Origin of the sequence: Pseudomonas sp. CJQ_9, from assembly GCF_043106615.1 — a bacterium.
In the GTDB taxonomy this organism is placed as follows: Bacteria; Pseudomonadota; Gammaproteobacteria; order Pseudomonadales; family Pseudomonadaceae; genus Aquipseudomonas; species Aquipseudomonas juntendi.
Genome location: NZ_JBICMS010000035.1, coordinates 88,531 through 105,409, shown reverse-complemented (window position 1 = coordinate 105,409; position 16,879 = coordinate 88,531). Strand labels below are relative to the sequence as shown.

The window sequence follows — 16,879 nt, the reverse complement described above, 5'->3', positions numbered from 1 at the left end:
GCACGCTACGGCAGTGCCGCCGGTTCCCTGCTGGGCGCCGGCGGTCGTCGTTGTTCTACTTCACCCGGGTGGTGGCGAAGTTGTTTTTGGCCAGAGGGCTGATCACGTAGCCCTCTACATTGTCACGCATGGCGGTGAACATCTTCGGGTGGGCCATGCTGATCCACGGTTGGTCGTCATCGTACACCTTCAATGCCTCGCTATAGAGCCTTGCCCGTTCGTCGTTGTCGACCACCTCGCGGGCTCGGCTGATCAGCTCCTGGAACTTAGGGTTGCACCAGCGCGCATAGTTCTCGCCGGTCTTGGCCGCCTCGCAACTGAGCAGGGGGGTGAGGAAGTTGTCCGGGTCGCCGTTGTCGCCCGCCCAGCCGGTGGACACCAGGTCGGCTTCACCGCGCTTGGCGCGGCGCAGCATCTCGGCCCACTCCATCACACGGATATCCAGCTTCAGGCCGATCTGGCCGAGGTCGGCCTGCAGCATCTCGGCCGATAGGCGCGGGTTGGGGTTGGTCATGCCACCGCCGTTGCGGGTGAACAGGGTGATGACGGTGCCCTCCGGCACACCCGCCTCCTTGAGCAGGGCCCGCGCCTTGGCAAGGTCACGCGGCGGGTTCTGGTTGGCCGGGTTGAAGCCCATCATGCTGGGCGGGTAGGGGTTCACCCCGACCAAGGCATTACCTTTGCCGAACAACTGGTCGACGTGGGTCTGGCGGTCGAACGCCATGTTGATGGCTTTACGCACGCGCACGTCGCTGAGGTACTTGTGCTGGGTGTTCATGGCAACGTAGCCGGTCACCAGCGCTTCGGTCTCGGCCACCCTGAGGGTGCGGTCGGCCTTGATCGACGGCACGTCGTCCGGCTTGGGGTACAGCGCCACCTGGCACTCGTTGGCGCGCAATTTCTGCAGGCGCACATTGCTGTCGGTGGCAATGGCGAAGATCAGGGCGTCGGCCGGCGGTTTGCCGCGGAAGTAGTCGGGGTTGGGTTTGAAGCGGACCTGGGCGTCCTTGTTGTAGCGCTGAAAGATGAACGGCCCGGTGCCGATGGGTTTGCTGTTCAGCTCGGCGGCCTTGCCGGCTTTGAGCAACTGGTCGCCGTATTCTGCCGAATAGATAGAGGTGAAGCCCATGGCCATGTCATGCAGGAACGGTGCTTCGGGGCGGGTGAGGGTGATCACCACGGTATGCTCGTCGGTCTTGTCCACCGCCTTGAGCAACTGGCTGAAGGCCATGCTCTCGAAGTACGGGTAGCCGACGCTGGTCTTGTCGTGCCACGGGTGCGCCGGGTCCAGCTGGCGCCGCAGGCTCCACAGCACATCGTCGGCGTTGAATTCGCGGGTGGGTGTGAAGTAGTCGGTGCTGTGGAACTTCACGCCCTTGCGCAGGTGAAAGGTATAGGTCAGGCCGTCTGCTGAAATGTCCCAGCGCTCGGCCAGGGCCGGCTCGATGTCGGTGGTTCCGGGTTTGAAGTCCACCAGGCGGTTGAACAGTGTTTCAGAGGACGCATCGAAGGTGACGCCGGTGGTGTACTGGACCACGTCGAAGCCCTCCGGGCTGGCTTCGGTGCAGACCACCAGCGGCTTGGCCGCCAGTTGCGTGGCACTGCCGAGCACCAGCGCAGCCAGCGCCAGGCGTAGCGGTCGCGACTTGATGAAAACTCTGTGCATGGGTTGAAGACTCCCTGCGTGCATTGATTCCAGCGTAGCCGCCAAGGCCCGCCGTGCAGCGGGCCGTGGCGCAAACGGTCAGAGAATGTTGAATGGAATGGTGGTGACCAGGCGGAACTCGTCCAGGCTGCCATCGGCCTGCGCTTTACTGGCGCGGTGCGTGGTGTAGGTGGCGCGGATACTGGTGTCCTTCAGCGGCCCGCTCTGCACCGCGTAGCTGGTGCCGATGCCCCACTCGTAATGGGTTTCGCCATCCAGGCCCCTTACGTCATAGGCCGTGCCACGGTAGTGGGTGCCATCGATGCCCCAGCCACGGGCGTTGTACAGGTTGAACTTCAAGCCTGGCACGCCGTAGGGCGCCATGTTCAGCACGTAGGAAATCTGCAAGGACTTCTCGTTCGGGCCGTTGAAGTCCGACAGCAACGAGTTGGCCAGGTAGATGCCGTTGGTTTCGTGCAGGTAGTCGAAGTATTCGTTGCCGTTGACCTGCTGCCACGAAGCGCTGAGGGTGTGCGCCTGGTGGGTCAGGCCGAACGACAGGCTGTAGGTGTCGTTATCGATCTTGCCCATCTTCTGGCTGCCGGCGTCGACTGTCTTGTAGTAGTTCAGGCCAGTGGTCAGGCTGAGCACCGCACTGTCGCCAAGCACATGGTTGGCGCCGAAGTAGTACTGGTTCCAGAAGTCATCGACTTTGGTGGCGTACAGGCTGGTGCTCAGGCTCTTGAACGGCTGGTAGTTGATGCCGGCAGTGCTGGCACGGTCGGTTTCCACGCCAGTGGCGCTGTACTCGCTGCGGAACTTGCTGAGGCTTTGCTCGGTGCGCGGCGAAACGCGGTCGAAGGTGCCCAGGTCGAAGTTGAGGTTGTCGAACTCGGCGCTGTGCAGGAACACGCCCTGGAAGCTCGACGGCAGGGCACGGTTGCCGATGTAGGCGATCATGGGCGTGTCCACCGACTGCCGCCCCAGGGTGAGGGTGGTGTTGGACACGCGTGCCTTGATGTTGCCCAGGCCCAGCTTGCTCCACTGGCCAATGGGGTCGCCGTCGCTGTGGGTGAGGGTGCGGTTGTTGGGGCCGGCTACGGCCTGGCGGCTCTGCTGCAGCGCAATGGCATTGTAGCCGGCGGCCTCGACGGCGATGCCGACGGTGCCTTCGGTAAAGCCGGAGCTGTAGTTGAGGATGGTGCCCTGCACCCAGTTCTCACGGCTGTGCGTGTCGTGGCGGGTGCCGTCATTCTTGTAGTACTTCCACAGGGGGGCGCGCGCCGCGCGTTCGCGGGCGTACCAGTTACGGGTGCTGCCGGACAGGTTCTGCCCCTCGACGAAACCGCTGGCCTGGGCTTGCTCGCTGGTGCTCTTGAGGGTGATGGGAATGAACGCCTGGCTTTGCGGGTCAGCCTGGGCCACGGTGGTCACTGCACTGATGGATAAGGCCAGTGCGCTCAAGGTGAATAGTTTCAAGTTGAAGCTCCCTTTCTTTTCTAGTTATGGCCGGCCTTGTGGGCCGGGTGCTTGCTGCGGTGTTGCCAGGGTTGCCGCGGGGTTGCCGGGCTTGATCCGAACGCTGTTGCTTTTACCGGCGAAGCGGCCGGTGCAGGTTGGCAATCAGTCAACACTCACACCGGAGAAATCATTGCGCCCAAACGGGCTGACCTTGAATTGGGAAACCTTGACGCTGAGCGGCTGGTTGACGGTGGAATGGGCCACCGGGGTGATCGGCACCTGCTGCTTGAGGCGCTGCTGTGCCTGCTGGTACAGGGCGCTGCGTTGCGCCGGGTCGCTCACGCGCTTGGCCTGCATGACCAGGCTGTCGTACTGCGGATCGCACCACTGCGAGTAGTTGTTGCTGCCAATGGCGGCACAGCTGTAGAGGGTGCCCAGCCAGTTGTCGGGGTCGCCGTTGTCACCGGTCCAACCGATCAGGGCGATGTCGTGCTCGCCGTTTTTCATGCGCTTTACGTATTCGCCCCACTCGTAGCTGACGATGCGCACCTTGAGGCCGAGTTTGTTCCAGTCGGCCTGCAGCATTTCGGCCATCAGCTTGGCGTTGGGGTTGTACGGGCGCTGCACCGGCATGGCCCACAGGGTGACCTCGGTACCTGGCGCTACGCCGGCCTGGCGCAGCAGTTGGCGGGCCTTTTCCGGGTTGTAAGGGGCATCCTTGAGGCTGTTGTCGTAGGACCATTGGGTCGGTGGCATGGCGTTGACTGCCAGCTGGCCGGCGTCCTGGTACACCGCCTGGATAATGGCTTGCTTGTTCACCGCCATGTCCAGCGCCTGGCGTACTGCCAGGCGGTCGAACGGTGCATGGCGGGTGTTGTAGGCGATGTAGCCGAGGTTGAAGCCCGGCTGCTGCAGCACCTGCAGTTGGCTGTCGGCGCGAAGGGCCGGCAGGTCGGCGGGGCGCGGGTGCAGGGTGACCTGGCATTCGTTGCGGCGCAGTTTCTGGATGCGCACCGAGGGGTCTACGTTGATCGAGAACACCAGGTTGTCGAGCTTGACCTGCTCGGGGGCCCAGTAAGCCTTGTTGCCCTTGTAGCGTATCTGCGAGTCCTTCTGGTAGCGCTGGAACACGAACGGGCCGGTGCCGATCGGCTGCTGGTTGATGTCACTGGCACGCCCGCTGGCCAGCAATTGCTCGGCGTACTCGGCAGAGAGGATCGAGGCGAAGCTCATGGCCAGGTTCTGAATGAATGCGGCATCCACCGCGTTCAGGGTGAACACCACGGTCAGCGGGTCGCGTTTCTCGACCCGGGCGATGTTCTTGTCCAGGCCCATGCTGATGAAATAGGGGAACTCGGTGGGGTAGGCCTGGCGGAACGGGTGGGCTTTGTCGAGCATGCGGTTGAAGGTGAACAGCACGTCGTCGGCATTGAAGTCGCGGCTGGGCGTGAAGGCCTTGTTGCTGTGGAACCTGACCCCTTCACGCAGGTGGAAGGTATAGCTCAAGCCGTCGTCGGACACCTCCCAGCGGGTAGCCAGGGCAGGGTGCACGGCGGTGCCGCCACGTTCGAACTCGACCAGGCGGTTGTAGATCGGTTCGGCGGCGTCGTTGTCGGTGGCGGTGGTGTACTGGGCGGTGTCGAAACCGGCAGGGCTGCCTTCGGAGCAGAACACCAGGCTGTTGGCGTACAGGTGGGGGGCCTGGCTGATCAGGCCCAGGGCCAGCAGGGCAGCAAGTCGGGTGGCGTGGCGCATGGCAAGTCCTTTTCCTCTGTTTGCACCGCCTACGGGTACGAATGGCGGCAACAGTGTGCCGACCCCGCAGCGGATAGCTGCAGGCCGACAGAAATCAGTGATTGGAGGGGAGGGCACCCACCGCCTGGCGGGTGCCGGGGCTACCCTATTTGTCCACGCTGACGCCGTAGAAGGCGTTCAGCGCGAACGGGCTGATCTTGAAGTCCTTCACCTTGACGCTCATCGGCTGGTAGACGGTGGAGTGGGCGATCGGGGTGATCGGCACCTGCTCCTTGAGGATGTGCTGTGCCTGCTGGTACAGCTCGGTGCGCTTGGCTTGGTCGGAGGTGGCCTTGGCCTGTTTGATCAGGCTGTCGTAGGGCTTGTAGCACCACTTGGAGAAGTTGTTGCCGTCAATGGCATCGCAGCCGTAGAGGGTGCCTAACCAGTTGTCCGGGTCACCGTTGTCGCCGCTCCAGCCAATCAGCATGGCGCCCTGTTCGCCGGCTTTGGAGCGCTTGATGTACTCGCCCCACTCATAGCTGACAATTTTCGCCTTGATGCCGATCTTGGCCCAGTCGGACTGCAGCATTTCGGCCATCAGCTTGGCATTGGGGTTGTACGGGCGCTGCACGGGCATGGCCCACAGGGTGATTTCGGTGCCTTCCTTGATGCCGGCTTCCTTGAGCAGTTGTTTGGCTTTTTCCGGGTCGAACGGTGCGTCCTTGATGCTGGTGTCATACGACCATTGGGTGGGCGGCATGGCGTTGACCGCCAGCTGGCCGGCGCCCTGGTAGACCGACTCGATGATGCGCTTCTTGTCCACGGCCATGTCCAGCGCCTGGCGCACTTTCAGCTGGGCCATGGGGTTGGGCTGGTTGCTGCCCTTGATCTGGTCCATCACGTTATAGGCGATGTAACCCAGGTTGAAGCCGGCCTGCTGGGGCATCTGCAGGTTCTTGTCGGCCTTCAGCGGCTCGATGTCGGCCGGGCGTGGGAACAGGGTGACCTGGCATTCGTTCTTTTTCAGCTTCTGCATGCGCACCGAGGCGTCGGTGGTGATGGCGAAGATCAGGTTGTCGATCTTCACGTCCTCGGGCTTCCAGTAGTCTTTGTTGCCCTTGAAGCGGATCTGCGCGTCCTTTTGGTACTTGCTGAACACAAACGGGCCGGTGCCGATCGGCTTCTGGTTGATGTCGGCGGCCTTGCCGTTCTTGAGCAACTGGTCGGCGTATTCTGCGGACTGGATCGAGGCGAAGCTCATGGCCAGGTTCTGGATGAACGCTGCATCGACCTCGTTGAGGGTGAACTTGACGGTGTGCTCGTCAAGCTTCTCCAGCTTGGCGATGTTCTTGTCCATGCCCATGTCGGTGAAGTACGGGAACTCGGTCGGGTAGGCCTTGCGGAAGGGGTGGTCCTTGTCGAGCATGCGGTTGAAGGTGAACAGCACGTCGTCGGCGTTGAACGGGCGGGTCGGCTTGAAGTAGTCGGTGGTGTGGAACTTCACCCCCTCGCGCAGGTGGAAGGTGTAGGTCTTGCCATCGTCGGACACGTCCCAGCGGGTGGCCAGGCCGGGTATCACTGCAGTGCCGCCGCGTTCGAACTGCGTCAGGCGGTTGAAGACGGTTTCGGCCGAGGCGTCGAAGTCGGTGCCGGTGGTGTACTGCCCTGGATCGAAGCCGGCCGGGCTGCCTTCGGAGCAGAACACCAGGTTGGACGCGGCAAGTGCCGACGGAGCACCGGTGAGCAAGCCTGCACCGAGCAGGAACGGTATGACTGCGTGTTTGAGCATGGTGGCCTCATTTTTGTCATTTTTCGAGTGAGGTGGCCTCGTGAGCCGACCTGCGGATACTTATGCAGGGGATGTTCCCAATGCAACAGGTACAAGGATAGTTGGCGCCGGGAATGTGGCACGAACGTACATGGATGTCGCATCGCTATAACTTTCGGCGAAGTTAAACGTTTGCGTGGGCAAAATGATGGCTTTTTTCGAGGTGTTTCTAGGCAGGAATTTTGTAGGATGCACCTGAACGGTGCGTAAGAAAGGTCTGAAACGCTTTTTTCAGCCCCCACACGGCCCCTGTAGGAGCGGCCTTGCGTCGCGATGGGCCGCGCGCAGCGGCCCCCCGTGCAGCACACAGCTACCCCAGGGGGCGCCCCCGGCCCGGCGCGCTCCCAGGCCGCGCATACCGCTGTTAGTTGCTTAAGGCATCTGCACTTCAATCAACCCATCAGCATTCATGCTCACCTCGCTGGTACCGGCTTCGATGTCCGGCGCCGGCGCCGCTTCATCTGCGCTCATGGCCTTCATGGCCATGGGGGCGCTGCGCAGGTACGGCCGTGGGTAGCCGCTGCTGTTCAGGTTCAGGCTGACCACTTTGTAGCCTGTGCCGCCCAAGGCTTGCGTGGCCAGTTGTGCACGTGCCTTGAACGCATCGACGGCATCCTTGAGCAGCTCGTCTTCGCTGGACTTGCGCGTGGCCGGCGCGATGGAGAAGTCCATGCCACCCATTTTCAGCTCTTGCAGCAGGTCGGCGGTCAGTTGCGAGAGGGCCGGGAAATCGGCGCTTTCCAGGCGCAGCTCGGCGCGTTCACGCCAGCCGGTGATCTTCTGGCCTTTGCTGTCGTAAACGGGGTAGCTGTTGCGGCTGCCCTGGCTGATCTTCACATCCTTGACCTGGCGCGACTGCTGCACGGCCTTGTTCATGGTTTCGGTGATCTGCTTGGCGAGCTTGCCGGGGTCGCTGTTCTGCGCTTCGCTATACAAGGTCACGACCATCAGGTCGCGCGCCACTTCTTTGCTGACCTCGGCGCGCAGCGATACCTGGTTGTAGCGCGGTTCATCGGCCGCCAGTGCCGGCAGGCTGGCGAGCAGGCCGCAAGACATGATCAGGGCGGCGCCGTGACGTGGAATGTGCATGTGGTACTCCTTGGCAATAAAAGGCGTGGGCGCTGGTCATCCATGCCACGCATGGCCTATCAGACCGGCATCAGTGTAGTGGGTTCAACAGTGCCATCATGACAGTGTGACAAAGTGTGGCGCTTTGCCGCAGCGCTGCAGCAGAGGGCGCGGCTTCGGTATACTCCAGCCGATTTTCTGGAGCACTCATCAGGAGAGCTCATGCTCGCCGCCGTACAACCGTTATCCGCTACCCGCCAGAACCTCTGGCGCCTGACCGTCATTCGTGTGCTGGTCCTGGCTGCCCAGGCCGGCTCGGTCGGTGTCGCCTACTGGACCGAACTGCTGCCCTTACCCTGGCTATCACTGGCCGGCACCTTGGCCTTGTCGTCGCTGCTGTGTGCCTTCACCGCCCTGCGCCTGCGCTTGTCGGTGCCCGTCACCGAAATGGAATACGCCCTGCAGCTGGCCTGTGACCTGTTGATCCACAGTGCCTTGCTGTATTACTCCGGCGGCTCGACCAACCCGTTCGTGTCCTACTACCTGGTACCGTTGGCCATTGCCGCAGTGACCCTGCCGTGGCTGTATTCGCTGATCCTGTCCGGTATTGCCCTGACCGCCTACAGCTTGCTGCTGGTGCAGTTCTACCCGCTCGAAGGCCTGCCCATGGCGCGGGACAAGATGCAGGTGTACGGCATGTGGCTGAGTATTGCCCTGGCGGCGGCGGTGATTACCTTCTTTGCGGCACGCATGGCTGAAGAGCTGCGGCGCCAGGAGCAACTACGCTCCGAGCGGCGTGAAGAAAGCCTGCGCGACGAGCAGTTGCTGGCCGTAGCCACCCAGGCCGCCGGCGCCGCTCATGAGCTGGGCACGCCGCTGGCCACGATGAGTGTGCTGATCAATGAAATGCGCCAGGACCACACCGACCCGCTGTTGCAGGAAGACCTGCAAATCCTTCAGGACCAGGTGAAGCTGTGCAAGGAAACTCTGCAACAACTGGTACGCGCCGCTGAAGCCAACCGCCGCCTGGCGGTAGTCGAGCAGGATGTCACCGCCTGGCTGGACGAAGCGCTGAACCGCTGGCACCTGATGCGCCCGGAAAGCAGCTACCGCTTCCAGCGCCTGCGTGACGGCCAGGTGCCGCGCCTGACCCCGCCACCGGATCTGACCCAGGCGCTGCTGAACCTGTTGAACAATGCGGCCGATGCCTGCCCCGATGACCTCGAAGTGCGCCTGGACTGGGACGCTCAGGATATCGTGATCAGCATTCGCGACCATGGCCCTGGCGTGCCGCCAGCCATTGCCGAAGCCATCGGCAAACCCTTCATTACCACCAAGGGCAAAGGTTTCGGCCTGGGCCTGTTCTTGAGCAAGGCCAGCGTGACCCGTGCGGGCGGTTCGGTAAAACTTTATAGTCATGAGCAGGGTGGCACCCTGACCGAACTGCGCCTGCCCTATGGCAAGCGAGGAGATGAATGATGAGCGAAGAAAACCAGGTCGAGAGCGAAGAGCTGCCCCACCTGCTGCTGGTGGATGACGATGCCACCTTCACCCGGGTCATGGCGCGTGCCATGAGCCGTCGCGGGTTCCGCGTGAGCACTGCCAGTTCCGCTGAAGAGGGCTTGATCCTGGCCCAGCAGGACCTGCCCGATTACGCCACGCTGGACCTGAAGATGGACGGCGACTCCGGCCTGGTGCTGCTGCCCAAGCTGCTGGAGCTGGACCCGGAAATGCGCGTGGTGATCCTGACCGGTTATTCGAGCATTGCCACAGCGGTGGAGGCGGTCAAGCGCGGCGCCTGCAACTACCTGTGCAAACCGGCTGATGCCGACGACGTGCTGGCGGCGTTGCTGTCGGAGCACACCGACCTGGACGCGTTGGTGCCGGAAAACCCGATGTCGGTCGACCGCCTGCAGTGGGAGCATATCCAGCGTGTACTGACCGAGCACGATGGCAATATCTCGGCCACCGCACGGGCGCTGGGCATGCACCGGCGGACCTTGCAGCGCAAACTGCAGAAGCGTCCAGTTCGGCGCTGATTCATATTGCCTGTACCGGCCTCATCGCTGGCAAGCCGGCGATAGGGCCGGTGTGTACAGAAATTTATCTGTAACACCCCGCGATCCCCGCAAATCCCGGCTGTTGGCGTATCATTGCCACCTGACGGCAACCCCTCCAGGATCGCTAGCGCATGCTCGCCCTTCTCATCCAGACGCTGAATATCACGGCACCGGTTTTCGCCATGCTGTTCATGGGCGTGCTGCTCAAACGCATTCGCCTGATCGACGACAACTTCAACCAGGTCGCTTCGCAGCTGGTGTTCAACGTGTGCATGCCGGCCCTGCTGTTCCTGGGCATCTACCACGCTGACCTGGCTACGGCGGTCCAGCCCGGGGTCATCCTCTACTTCATCGTTGCGACCCTGATCGGCTTCGCCTTTGCCTGGGGCATGGCTGTCTGGCGCAGCCCCATGGCCGATCGCGGTATCTATGCCCAAGGCGCCTTTCGCGGCAATAACGGCGTCATTGGCCTGGCCTTGGCCGCCAGCCTGTACGGGGACTATGGTATTTCCCTGGGGGCGGTACTCGCCGGCGTGGTCATCCTCATGTACAACTCGCTGTCTGCGGTGGTGCTGGCGGTGTACAGCCCGGACCTCAAGTCCGACCCCTGGAGCATCTGCAAGAGCATTTTCAGCAACCCGCTGATCATCAGCGTACTGGTGGCGACCCCGATGGCCTACGGTCAGGTGCCGCTGCCCAACTGGCTACTCACTTCAGGCGACTACCTGGCGCAGATGACCCTGCCACTGGCGCTTATCTGCATCGGCGGCACCCTGTCGCTGGCGGCACTGCGCGACAGTGGCCGCCTGGCCATTGATGCCAGCCTGGTGAAGATGGTGTGGTTACCGCTGCTCGGCACCCTGGGTGCCTGGCTGTGTGGTTTTCGCGGTGCCGAGCTGGGCATTCTGTTCCTGTACATCGGTAGCCCGACGGCGGCCGCCAGCTACGTGATGGCGCGCGCCGCCAACGGCAACCACCAATTGGCGGCGTCGATCATCGTGATCACCACGTTGATGGCAGCAATCACCACCAACATTGGTATTTTCATCTTGCAGTGGGGCGGATGGATCTAGATCCTTGACTGCAAACAACAGCAACAACACTGCCTCACTGAGCTAAAGGACACTTCATGCAAGACCAGAGCACGCCCGAGCGGTTACAGCGCGGGCTGAAGAATCGCCACATCCAGCTGATTGCGCTGGGTGGGGCCATCGGTACCGGGTTGTTCCTGGGCATCGCCCAGACCATCCAGCTGGCTGGCCCCTCGGTACTGCTGGGTTATGCCATCGCCGGCCTGATGGCCTTCCTGATCATGCGCCAGCTGGGTGAAATGGTGGTGGAAGAGCCGGTCGCCGGCAGCTTCAGCCATTTCGCCCACCAATACTGGAGCGAGTTTGCCGGGTTCGTCTCGGGCTGGAACTACTGGGTGGTGTACGTGCTGGTCGGCATGGCCGAGCTTACGGCTGTGGGTATCTACGTGCAGTACTGGTGGCCGGAATTTCCGACCTGGGCCACCGCGGCGATCTTTTTCGTGGTGATCAACCTGATCAACCTTACCCAGGTCAAGGTCTATGGCGAAATGGAGTTCTGGTTCGCCCTGGTCAAGGTGGTGGCCATCGTCAGCATGATCGGCTTCGGTGCCTGGTTGCTGAGCAGCGGGCAGGGCGGCGCCGATGCCAGCGTAGCCAACCTGTGGCAGTACGGCGGGTTCTTCCCCAATGGCGTCGGCGGCCTGGTGATGGCGTTGGCGGTGATCATGTTCTCGTTCGGCGGCCTGGAGTTGGTGGGCATTACCGCTGCCGAGGCCGACAACCCGCGCCAGAGCATTCCCAAGGCCACCAACCAGGTGGTGTACCGTATCCTCATTTTCTACATCGGCGCGCTGGCCGTGCTGCTGTCGTTGTACCCGTGGCAGAAGGTGGTGCAAGGCGGTAGCCCGTTCGTGATGATCTTCCACGAACTGGACAGCGACCTGGTGGCTACCATCCTCAACATTGTGGTGCTTACCGCCGCGCTGTCGGTGTACAACAGCTGTGTGTATGCCAACAGCCGCATGCTGTTCGGCCTGGCCAGCCAGGGCGATGCGCCGCGCCAGTTGCTGAAGGTCAGCCGCAGCGGCGTGCCCCTGACAGCGCTGGGGGTATCGGCGTTCGCCACCGGCTTGTGCGTAGTGATCAACTACCTGATGCCGGGTGAAGCCTTTGGCTTGTTGATGGCCTTGGCCGTATCGGCGCTGGTGATCAACTGGGCGAGCATCAGCATCACCCACCTGAAGTTTCGCAAAGCCAAGCTGGCCGCGGGCATCACCCCGTTCTACAAGAGCCTGGGGCACCCGCTGACCAACTACCTGTGCCTGGCATTCATCGTGTTGATCCTGGTGGTGATGTACCTCACCCCGCCGATTCGCATTTCAGTGATGCTGATACCGGCATGGATTGCCGCGCTCTGGGTGGCCTTCAAGCTGAAGAAGGCTCGCCAGGCGAAGTACTGAGTCGGGCTTGTTCGTGAGGGGCAGGCCACCAGCCTTTCGCCGCCTGGTGGCCCTGGCGCGCTGCCTATCCATGCCCCTCAATGCTGCCGCCGCCAGGCGCGCACGGTGGTGTACAGCAACACCAGGGCCAGTAGCGGCAGCACGTAGAACAGCATCAGCCGCTCAAGGCGGCCGGCCAGCGGCAGCCCCATGGTGAAGGCCGCGACGTGCAGGCCGTAAGCCAGGTACAGGCACAGGAAGACCAGCCCTTCGGCGCGGGTAATGCGGTAGCCGGAATAGAACACCGGCATACTCAGTACGGCAACGCCGAGCATCACGGGCAGGTCGAACGACAGTGCATTGGGTGAAATCGACAGCGGCTGCGGGGTCACCAGTGCGGTCAGGCCCAGCACCGCCAGCAGGTTGAACAGGTTGCTGCCGATGACCGTGCCCACGGCGATCTCCCGCTCGCCCCGCAGGGCCGCAATCAAGGCGGCGGCCAATTCCGGCAGAGAGGTGCACACAGCGACCACGGTCAGCCCGATGACGCGCTCGGACAGGCCCAGGTCGGTGGCTACCTCGACGGCGGCTTCAAGCAGCCAGTGGCCTGCCAGGCTCAACAGGCCCAAGCCGAACAGCACCTGCAGCACGGTGGCTGACCAGAAGCGCCCGGCGCTGGCCTGGGCGGCGTCGGGGGCAGGGTAGGTGCGTGCGTAATGGCGCGACTGGTGCCAGAGCATGGCCAGGTAGCCGGCCAGGCCCAGCAACAGCAACCCACCTTCGAACCGGCCCAGCTGGCCGTTGGCGCACAGTGCGTAGACCAGGCCGCTGGCGAGGATCATCAGCGGTATGTCCAGGCGTACCAACTGGCGCGAAACCCGCAGCGGAATGATCAATGCGGCCAGGCCGAGCACCACCAGCACATTGAAGATATTGCTGCCGACCACGCTGCCGACTGCAACATCCGGCGCGCCCTGGTAGGCCGCCTGCAGGCTGACGGTCAGCTGGGGTGCGGTGCTGCCGAAGGCGACCAGGCTCAAGCCGATGATCAGCGGGCGCACATGCAGGCGCTGCGCCAGGCGCAGGGCTGCGCGCACCAGCAGTTCGGCGCCGCCTACCAGCAACAGCAGGGCTGTGCCCAGTTGCAGCAGGCTGAAGGTGGGAAGGGTGGCCAGGTCGAAAATGGTCGAGCTCCTGTTGCGTCAGTCGCTAAGCCCTTGTACCCGCACCCGCGCAGTGCCGCTACGCAGCATGCCGATTTTTTCGGCGGCGGCGCGTGACAGGTCGATCAGCCGGCCGCGGGTATGCGGGCCACGGTCGTTGATGCGTACCACCACACTGCGCTGGTTGGCCATGTTGGTCACCAGAACGCGGCTGCCAAACGGCAGGCTGCGGTGGGCGGCGGTAAAGCCGTGCTGGTTGAACGGTTCGCCGCTGGCGGTGCGTTTGCCGTGGTGGCGCGAGCCGTAATAGGAAGCGGTGCCGGTCTGGTCGTAACCGCGCGGGTCGATGTCATGGCTGGCGCAGCCGGCCAGGAACGAAAACAGGGCGAGGGTGCCGAGGGATCGTTTTAGCAAGTCAGGTGCTCTCCTAGTGCGACGCTCCCACAGGTCGGCGCTGTACCTGTGGGAGCGGGCATGTCCGCGAACGAGGGCGAAGCCCTCGCAGGACTACAGGGATAAAACAATCACCCTTCGAGCTTGGCCTTGAGCATTTGGTTCACCTGCCCCGGGTTGGCCTTGCCTTTGGAGGCTTTCATGGCCTGGCCGACGAAGAAGCCGAACATCTTGCCACGCTTGGCTTCATCAGCCGCGCGGTACTGTTCCACCTGCTCGGCATTGGCGGCCAGCATTTCGTCGAGCATCTTCTCGATTGCGCCGGTGTCGGTGACCTGCTTCAGGCCTTTGCTTTCGATGATGCTGTCGGCATCGCCTTCACCGCCAGCCATGGCTTCGAACACGGTCTTGGCGATTTTGCCGCTGATGGTGTTATCGCGGATGCGCAGCAGCATGCCACCCAGTTGCGCGGCGCTGACCGGTGCCTGGTCGATCTCCACGCCCAGCTTGTTCAGCAGGCTCCCCAGTTCGACCATGACCCAGTTGGCGGCCAGCTTGGCGTCACCGCCAATTTTCACCACTTCTTCGAAGTAGTCTGCCTGTTCGCGGCTGGAGGCCAGCACATTGGCATCGTAGGCCGACAGGCCGTACTGGCGCTGGAAGCGCTCGACCTTCTGCGGCGGTAGCTCGGGCAGGGCAGCGCGGATGCTGTCGAGGTAGCTGTCCTCGATTACGACCGGCAGCAGGTCCGGGTCGGGGAAGTAACGGTAGTCGTTGGCTTCCTCTTTGCTGCGCATGGAGCGGGTTTCATCTTTGTTCGGGTCGTACAGGCGGGTTTCCTGCACCACCTTTCCGCCATCCTCGATCAGGTCGATCTGGCGCTGGATCTCGCTGTTGATGGCGCGCTCGATGAAGCGGAACGAGTTGACGTTCTTGATCTCGCAGCGGGTACCGAATTCGGCCTGGCCCTTCGGGCGGATTGATACGTTGCAGTCGCAGCGCAGCGAGCCCTCGGCCATGTTGCCGTCGCAGATGCCCAGGTAGCGCACCAGGGCGTGGATCGCCTTGACGTACGCCACGGCCTCCTTGGCGCTGCGCATGTCAGGCTCGGACACGATCTCCAGCAGCGGTGTGCCGGCGCGGTTCAGGTCGATGCCGGTGGAGCCGCTGAAGTCTTCGTGCAGGCTTTTGCCTGCGTCTTCTTCCAGGTGCGCGCGGGTGACCCCGATACGCTTGATGGTGCCGTCCTCCAGGGCGATGTCCAAGTGGCCCTTGCCGACGATCGGCAGGTCCATCTGGCTGATCTGGTAGCCCTTGGGCAGGTCGGGGTAGAAGTAGTTCTTGCGCGCGAACACGTTGCGCTTGCCGATCTCGGCATCGATGGCCAGGCCGAACATGCAGGCCATGCGCACGGCTTCCTGGTTCAGCACCGGCAGAACGCCCGGCATGCCCAGGTCAACCAGGCTGGCCTGGGTATTCGGCTCGGAGCCGAAGGTGGTAGCGCTGCCGGAGAAGATCTTCGACTGGGTGGCGAGCTGAGTGTGGATTTCCAGCCCGATCACAACTTCCCATTGCATGTGTGAACTCCTCAGAAGCCGTTGGGGGCACGGGTGTGCCAGTCGGTCACTTGCTGGTAGCGGTGCGCGACGTTGAGCAACCGGCCTTCCTGGAAGTACGGCGCCAGCAGCTGTACGCCGACCGGCAGGCCGTCGACGAAGCCCGCGGGCATCGACAGGCCCGGCAGGCCCGCCAGGTTGGCGGTGATGGTGTAGATGTCTTCGAGGTAGGCGGCGACCGGGTCGCTGCTCTTGGCGCCCAGCTTCCAGGCCGGGTTAGGCGTGGTCGGGCCAAGGATCAGATCGACCTCGTTGAAAGCGGCCATGAAGTCGTTCTTGATCAGGCGGCGGATCTGTTGCGCCTTCACGTAGTACGCGTCGTAGTAGCCGGCCGACAGGGCGTAGGTGCCGACCATGATGCGGCGCTGGACTTCAACGCCGAAACCTTCGCCACGCGAACGCTTGTACAGGTCGGTCAGGTCTTTGGGCGCCTCGCAGCGGTAGCCGAAGCGCACACCGTCGAAACGCGACAGGTTGGACGAGGCCTCGGCAGGTGCGATCACGTAGTACGCCGCAATGGCGTGCTGCATGTTCGGCAGGCTGATTTCCTTGACCACGGCACCGAGCTTTTCCAGCTCCTTGACGCTGGCCTGCACCAGGTCGGCAATGCGTGGGTCCAGGCCTGCACCGAAGTACTCCTTGGGCAGGCCGATGCGCAGGCCCTGCAAGGAGGCGCCGAGGTTGGCGCTGTAGTCCGGCACCGGCTCCTCGATGCTGGTGGAGTCCTTGGCGTCGAAGCCGGCCATGCCTTGCAGCAGCAAGGCGCAGTCTTCGGCGGTGCGCGCCAATGGGCCACCCTGGTCGAGGCTGGAGGCGTAGGCAATCATGCCCCAGCGAGAAACACGACCGTACGTCGGTTTCAGGCCGGTGAGGTTGGTCAGCGCCGCCGGCTGGCGGATCGACCCGCCGGTGTCGGTGCCGGTGGTGGCTGGCAGCAGGCGCGCCGCCACGGCCGCGGCAGAGCCGCCGGACGAGCCGCCTGGCACGTGTTCCAGGTTCCACGGGTTCTTCACCGCGCCGTAGTGGCTGGATTCGTTGGCCGAACCCATGGCGAACTCGTCCATGTTGGTCTTGCCCAGGGTGACCATGCCGGCGTCGGCCAGCTTGGCGACCACGGTGGCGTCATACGGCGCCTTGAAGTTGTCGAGCATCTTCGAGCCGCAGCTGGTGCGCACGCCGTTGGTGCAGAACAGGTCTTTGTGGGCGATGGGCGCACCCAGCAGCGCGCCGGTTTCGCCAGCGGCGCGACGGGCGTCGGCGGCACGTGCCTGGCCCAGGGCCAGCTCGTCGGTGACGCTGATGAAACTGTTGAGCTGTGGGTCGAGCTGCTTGATGCGCGCCAGCAGCGCGCCGGTCAGCTCTTCGGAAGAAAACGACTTGTCGGCGAGTCCGCGGGCGATCTCGGCCAGGGTCAATTGGTGCATGGCAGGCTCTATCC

The 16,879-nt window shown here is 63.1% G+C and carries 13 protein-coding genes; 4 read left to right on the top strand and 9 right to left on the bottom strand.

What is annotated here, in order from left to right; all coding sequences use genetic code 11:
• Positions 1–55: 55 nt before the first annotated feature.
• From ACF8SD_RS06125 to ACF8SD_RS06105, 5 genes are all read right to left on the bottom strand, one after another.
• On the bottom strand, positions 56–1,666 hold the full coding sequence (locus ACF8SD_RS06125; RefSeq protein ID WP_173887667.1) for an ABC transporter substrate-binding protein: 1,611 nt from the start codon (positions 1,664–1,666) through the stop codon (positions 56–58).
• A 78-nt stretch (positions 1,667–1,744) separates the two neighbouring features.
• Positions 1,745–3,124, bottom strand: a complete 1,380-nt coding sequence (locus ACF8SD_RS06120; protein ID WP_173887668.1) for an OprD family porin — start codon at positions 3,122–3,124, stop codon at positions 1,745–1,747.
• A gap of 144 nt (positions 3,125–3,268) precedes the next feature.
• The gene (locus tag ACF8SD_RS06115) at positions 3,269–4,861 is read right to left on the bottom strand and encodes an ABC transporter substrate-binding protein (protein WP_392484088.1); all 1,593 of its coding nucleotides are present in this window, start codon (positions 4,859–4,861) and stop codon (positions 3,269–3,271) included.
• Between the two features lie 145 nt (positions 4,862–5,006).
• Positions 5,007–6,632 (bottom strand): ABC transporter substrate-binding protein, encoded by a 1,626-nt coding sequence (locus ACF8SD_RS06110; RefSeq protein ID WP_173887670.1) that lies wholly within the window; start codon positions 6,630–6,632, stop codon positions 5,007–5,009.
• Between the two features lie 411 nt (positions 6,633–7,043).
• Entirely contained in the window at positions 7,044–7,760 is a 717-nt protein-coding gene (locus ACF8SD_RS06105; protein ID WP_009685157.1) for an SIMPL domain-containing protein, read from the bottom strand.
• Positions 7,761–7,961: 201 nt separating this feature from the next.
• Here ACF8SD_RS06105 and ACF8SD_RS06100 point away from each other — a divergent pair, with 201 nt between their 5' ends.
• The 4 genes from ACF8SD_RS06100 to ACF8SD_RS06085 all read left to right on the top strand — a co-directional run bounded on the left by ACF8SD_RS06100 (position 7,962) and on the right by ACF8SD_RS06085 (position 12,290).
• The gene (locus ACF8SD_RS06100; protein ID WP_009685158.1) at positions 7,962–9,218 is read left to right on the top strand and encodes an ATP-binding protein; all 1,257 of its coding nucleotides are present in this window, start codon (positions 7,962–7,964) and stop codon (positions 9,216–9,218) included.
• Entirely contained in the window at positions 9,218–9,778 is a 561-nt protein-coding gene (locus ACF8SD_RS06095) for a response regulator transcription factor (protein WP_173887671.1), read from the top strand. Before ACF8SD_RS06100 ends, ACF8SD_RS06095 begins: the two co-directional genes overlap by 1 nt.
• Before the next feature lie 152 nt (positions 9,779–9,930).
• Positions 9,931–10,872 (top strand): AEC family transporter, encoded by a 942-nt coding sequence (locus tag ACF8SD_RS06090; RefSeq protein WP_173887672.1) that lies wholly within the window; start codon positions 9,931–9,933, stop codon positions 10,870–10,872.
• A gap of 56 nt (positions 10,873–10,928) precedes the next feature.
• Positions 10,929–12,290 carry an amino acid permease gene (locus tag ACF8SD_RS06085; RefSeq protein WP_392484087.1) on the top strand — a complete coding sequence of 454 codons (1,362 nt, stop codon included), beginning with the start codon at positions 10,929–10,931 and terminating at the stop codon, positions 12,288–12,290.
• A gap of 77 nt (positions 12,291–12,367) precedes the next feature.
• Here the strand turns inward: ACF8SD_RS06085 and ACF8SD_RS06080 are convergent, their stop codons facing one another.
• The 4 genes from ACF8SD_RS06080 to gatA form a co-directional block, all read right to left on the bottom strand.
• Positions 12,368–13,411, bottom strand: coding sequence for a calcium/sodium antiporter (locus tag ACF8SD_RS06080; RefSeq protein ID WP_173891647.1), 1,044 nt, complete (start codon positions 13,409–13,411; stop codon positions 12,368–12,370).
• A gap of 60 nt (positions 13,412–13,471) precedes the next feature.
• Complete coding sequence (locus ACF8SD_RS06075; RefSeq protein WP_009685164.1) at positions 13,472–13,846, bottom strand: septal ring lytic transglycosylase RlpA family protein; 375 nt, start codon at positions 13,844–13,846, stop codon at positions 13,472–13,474.
• A gap of 110 nt (positions 13,847–13,956) precedes the next feature.
• Positions 13,957–15,402, bottom strand: a complete 1,446-nt coding sequence (gene gatB, locus ACF8SD_RS06070) for an Asp-tRNA(Asn)/Glu-tRNA(Gln) amidotransferase subunit GatB (protein WP_009685165.1) — start codon at positions 15,400–15,402, stop codon at positions 13,957–13,959.
• A gap of 11 nt (positions 15,403–15,413) precedes the next feature.
• On the bottom strand, positions 15,414–16,865 hold the full coding sequence (gene gatA, locus ACF8SD_RS06065) for an Asp-tRNA(Asn)/Glu-tRNA(Gln) amidotransferase subunit GatA (RefSeq protein WP_173887674.1): 1,452 nt from the start codon (positions 16,863–16,865) through the stop codon (positions 15,414–15,416).
• Positions 16,866–16,879 lie beyond the last annotated feature (14 nt).

Bases quoted from the DNA above. Each gene is read 5' to 3' on its own strand.
- ACF8SD_RS06125 (WP_173887667.1), bottom strand. From the start codon at position 1,666: ATGCACAGAGTTTTCATCAAGTCGCGACCGCTACGCCTGGCGCTGGCT.
- ACF8SD_RS06115 (WP_392484088.1), bottom strand. From the start codon at position 4,861: ATGCGCCACGCCACCCGACTTGCTGCCCTGCTGGCCCTGGGCCTGATC.
- ACF8SD_RS06110 (WP_173887670.1), bottom strand. From the start codon at position 6,632: ATGCTCAAACACGCAGTCATACCGTTCCTGCTCGGTGCAGGCTTGCTC.
- ACF8SD_RS06105 (WP_009685157.1), bottom strand. From the start codon at position 7,760: ATGCACATTCCACGTCACGGCGCCGCCCTGATCATGTCTTGCGGCCTG.
- ACF8SD_RS06100 (WP_009685158.1), top strand. From the start codon at position 7,962: ATGCTCGCCGCCGTACAACCGTTATCCGCTACCCGCCAGAACCTCTGG.
- ACF8SD_RS06095 (WP_173887671.1), top strand. From the start codon at position 9,218: ATGAGCGAAGAAAACCAGGTCGAGAGCGAAGAGCTGCCCCACCTGCTG.
- ACF8SD_RS06090 (WP_173887672.1), top strand. From the start codon at position 9,931: ATGCTCGCCCTTCTCATCCAGACGCTGAATATCACGGCACCGGTTTTC.
- ACF8SD_RS06085 (WP_392484087.1), top strand. From the start codon at position 10,929: ATGCAAGACCAGAGCACGCCCGAGCGGTTACAGCGCGGGCTGAAGAAT.
- gatB (WP_009685165.1), bottom strand. From the start codon at position 15,402: ATGCAATGGGAAGTTGTGATCGGGCTGGAAATCCACACTCAGCTCGCC.
- gatA (WP_173887674.1), bottom strand. From the start codon at position 16,865: ATGCACCAATTGACCCTGGCCGAGATCGCCCGCGGACTCGCCGACAAG.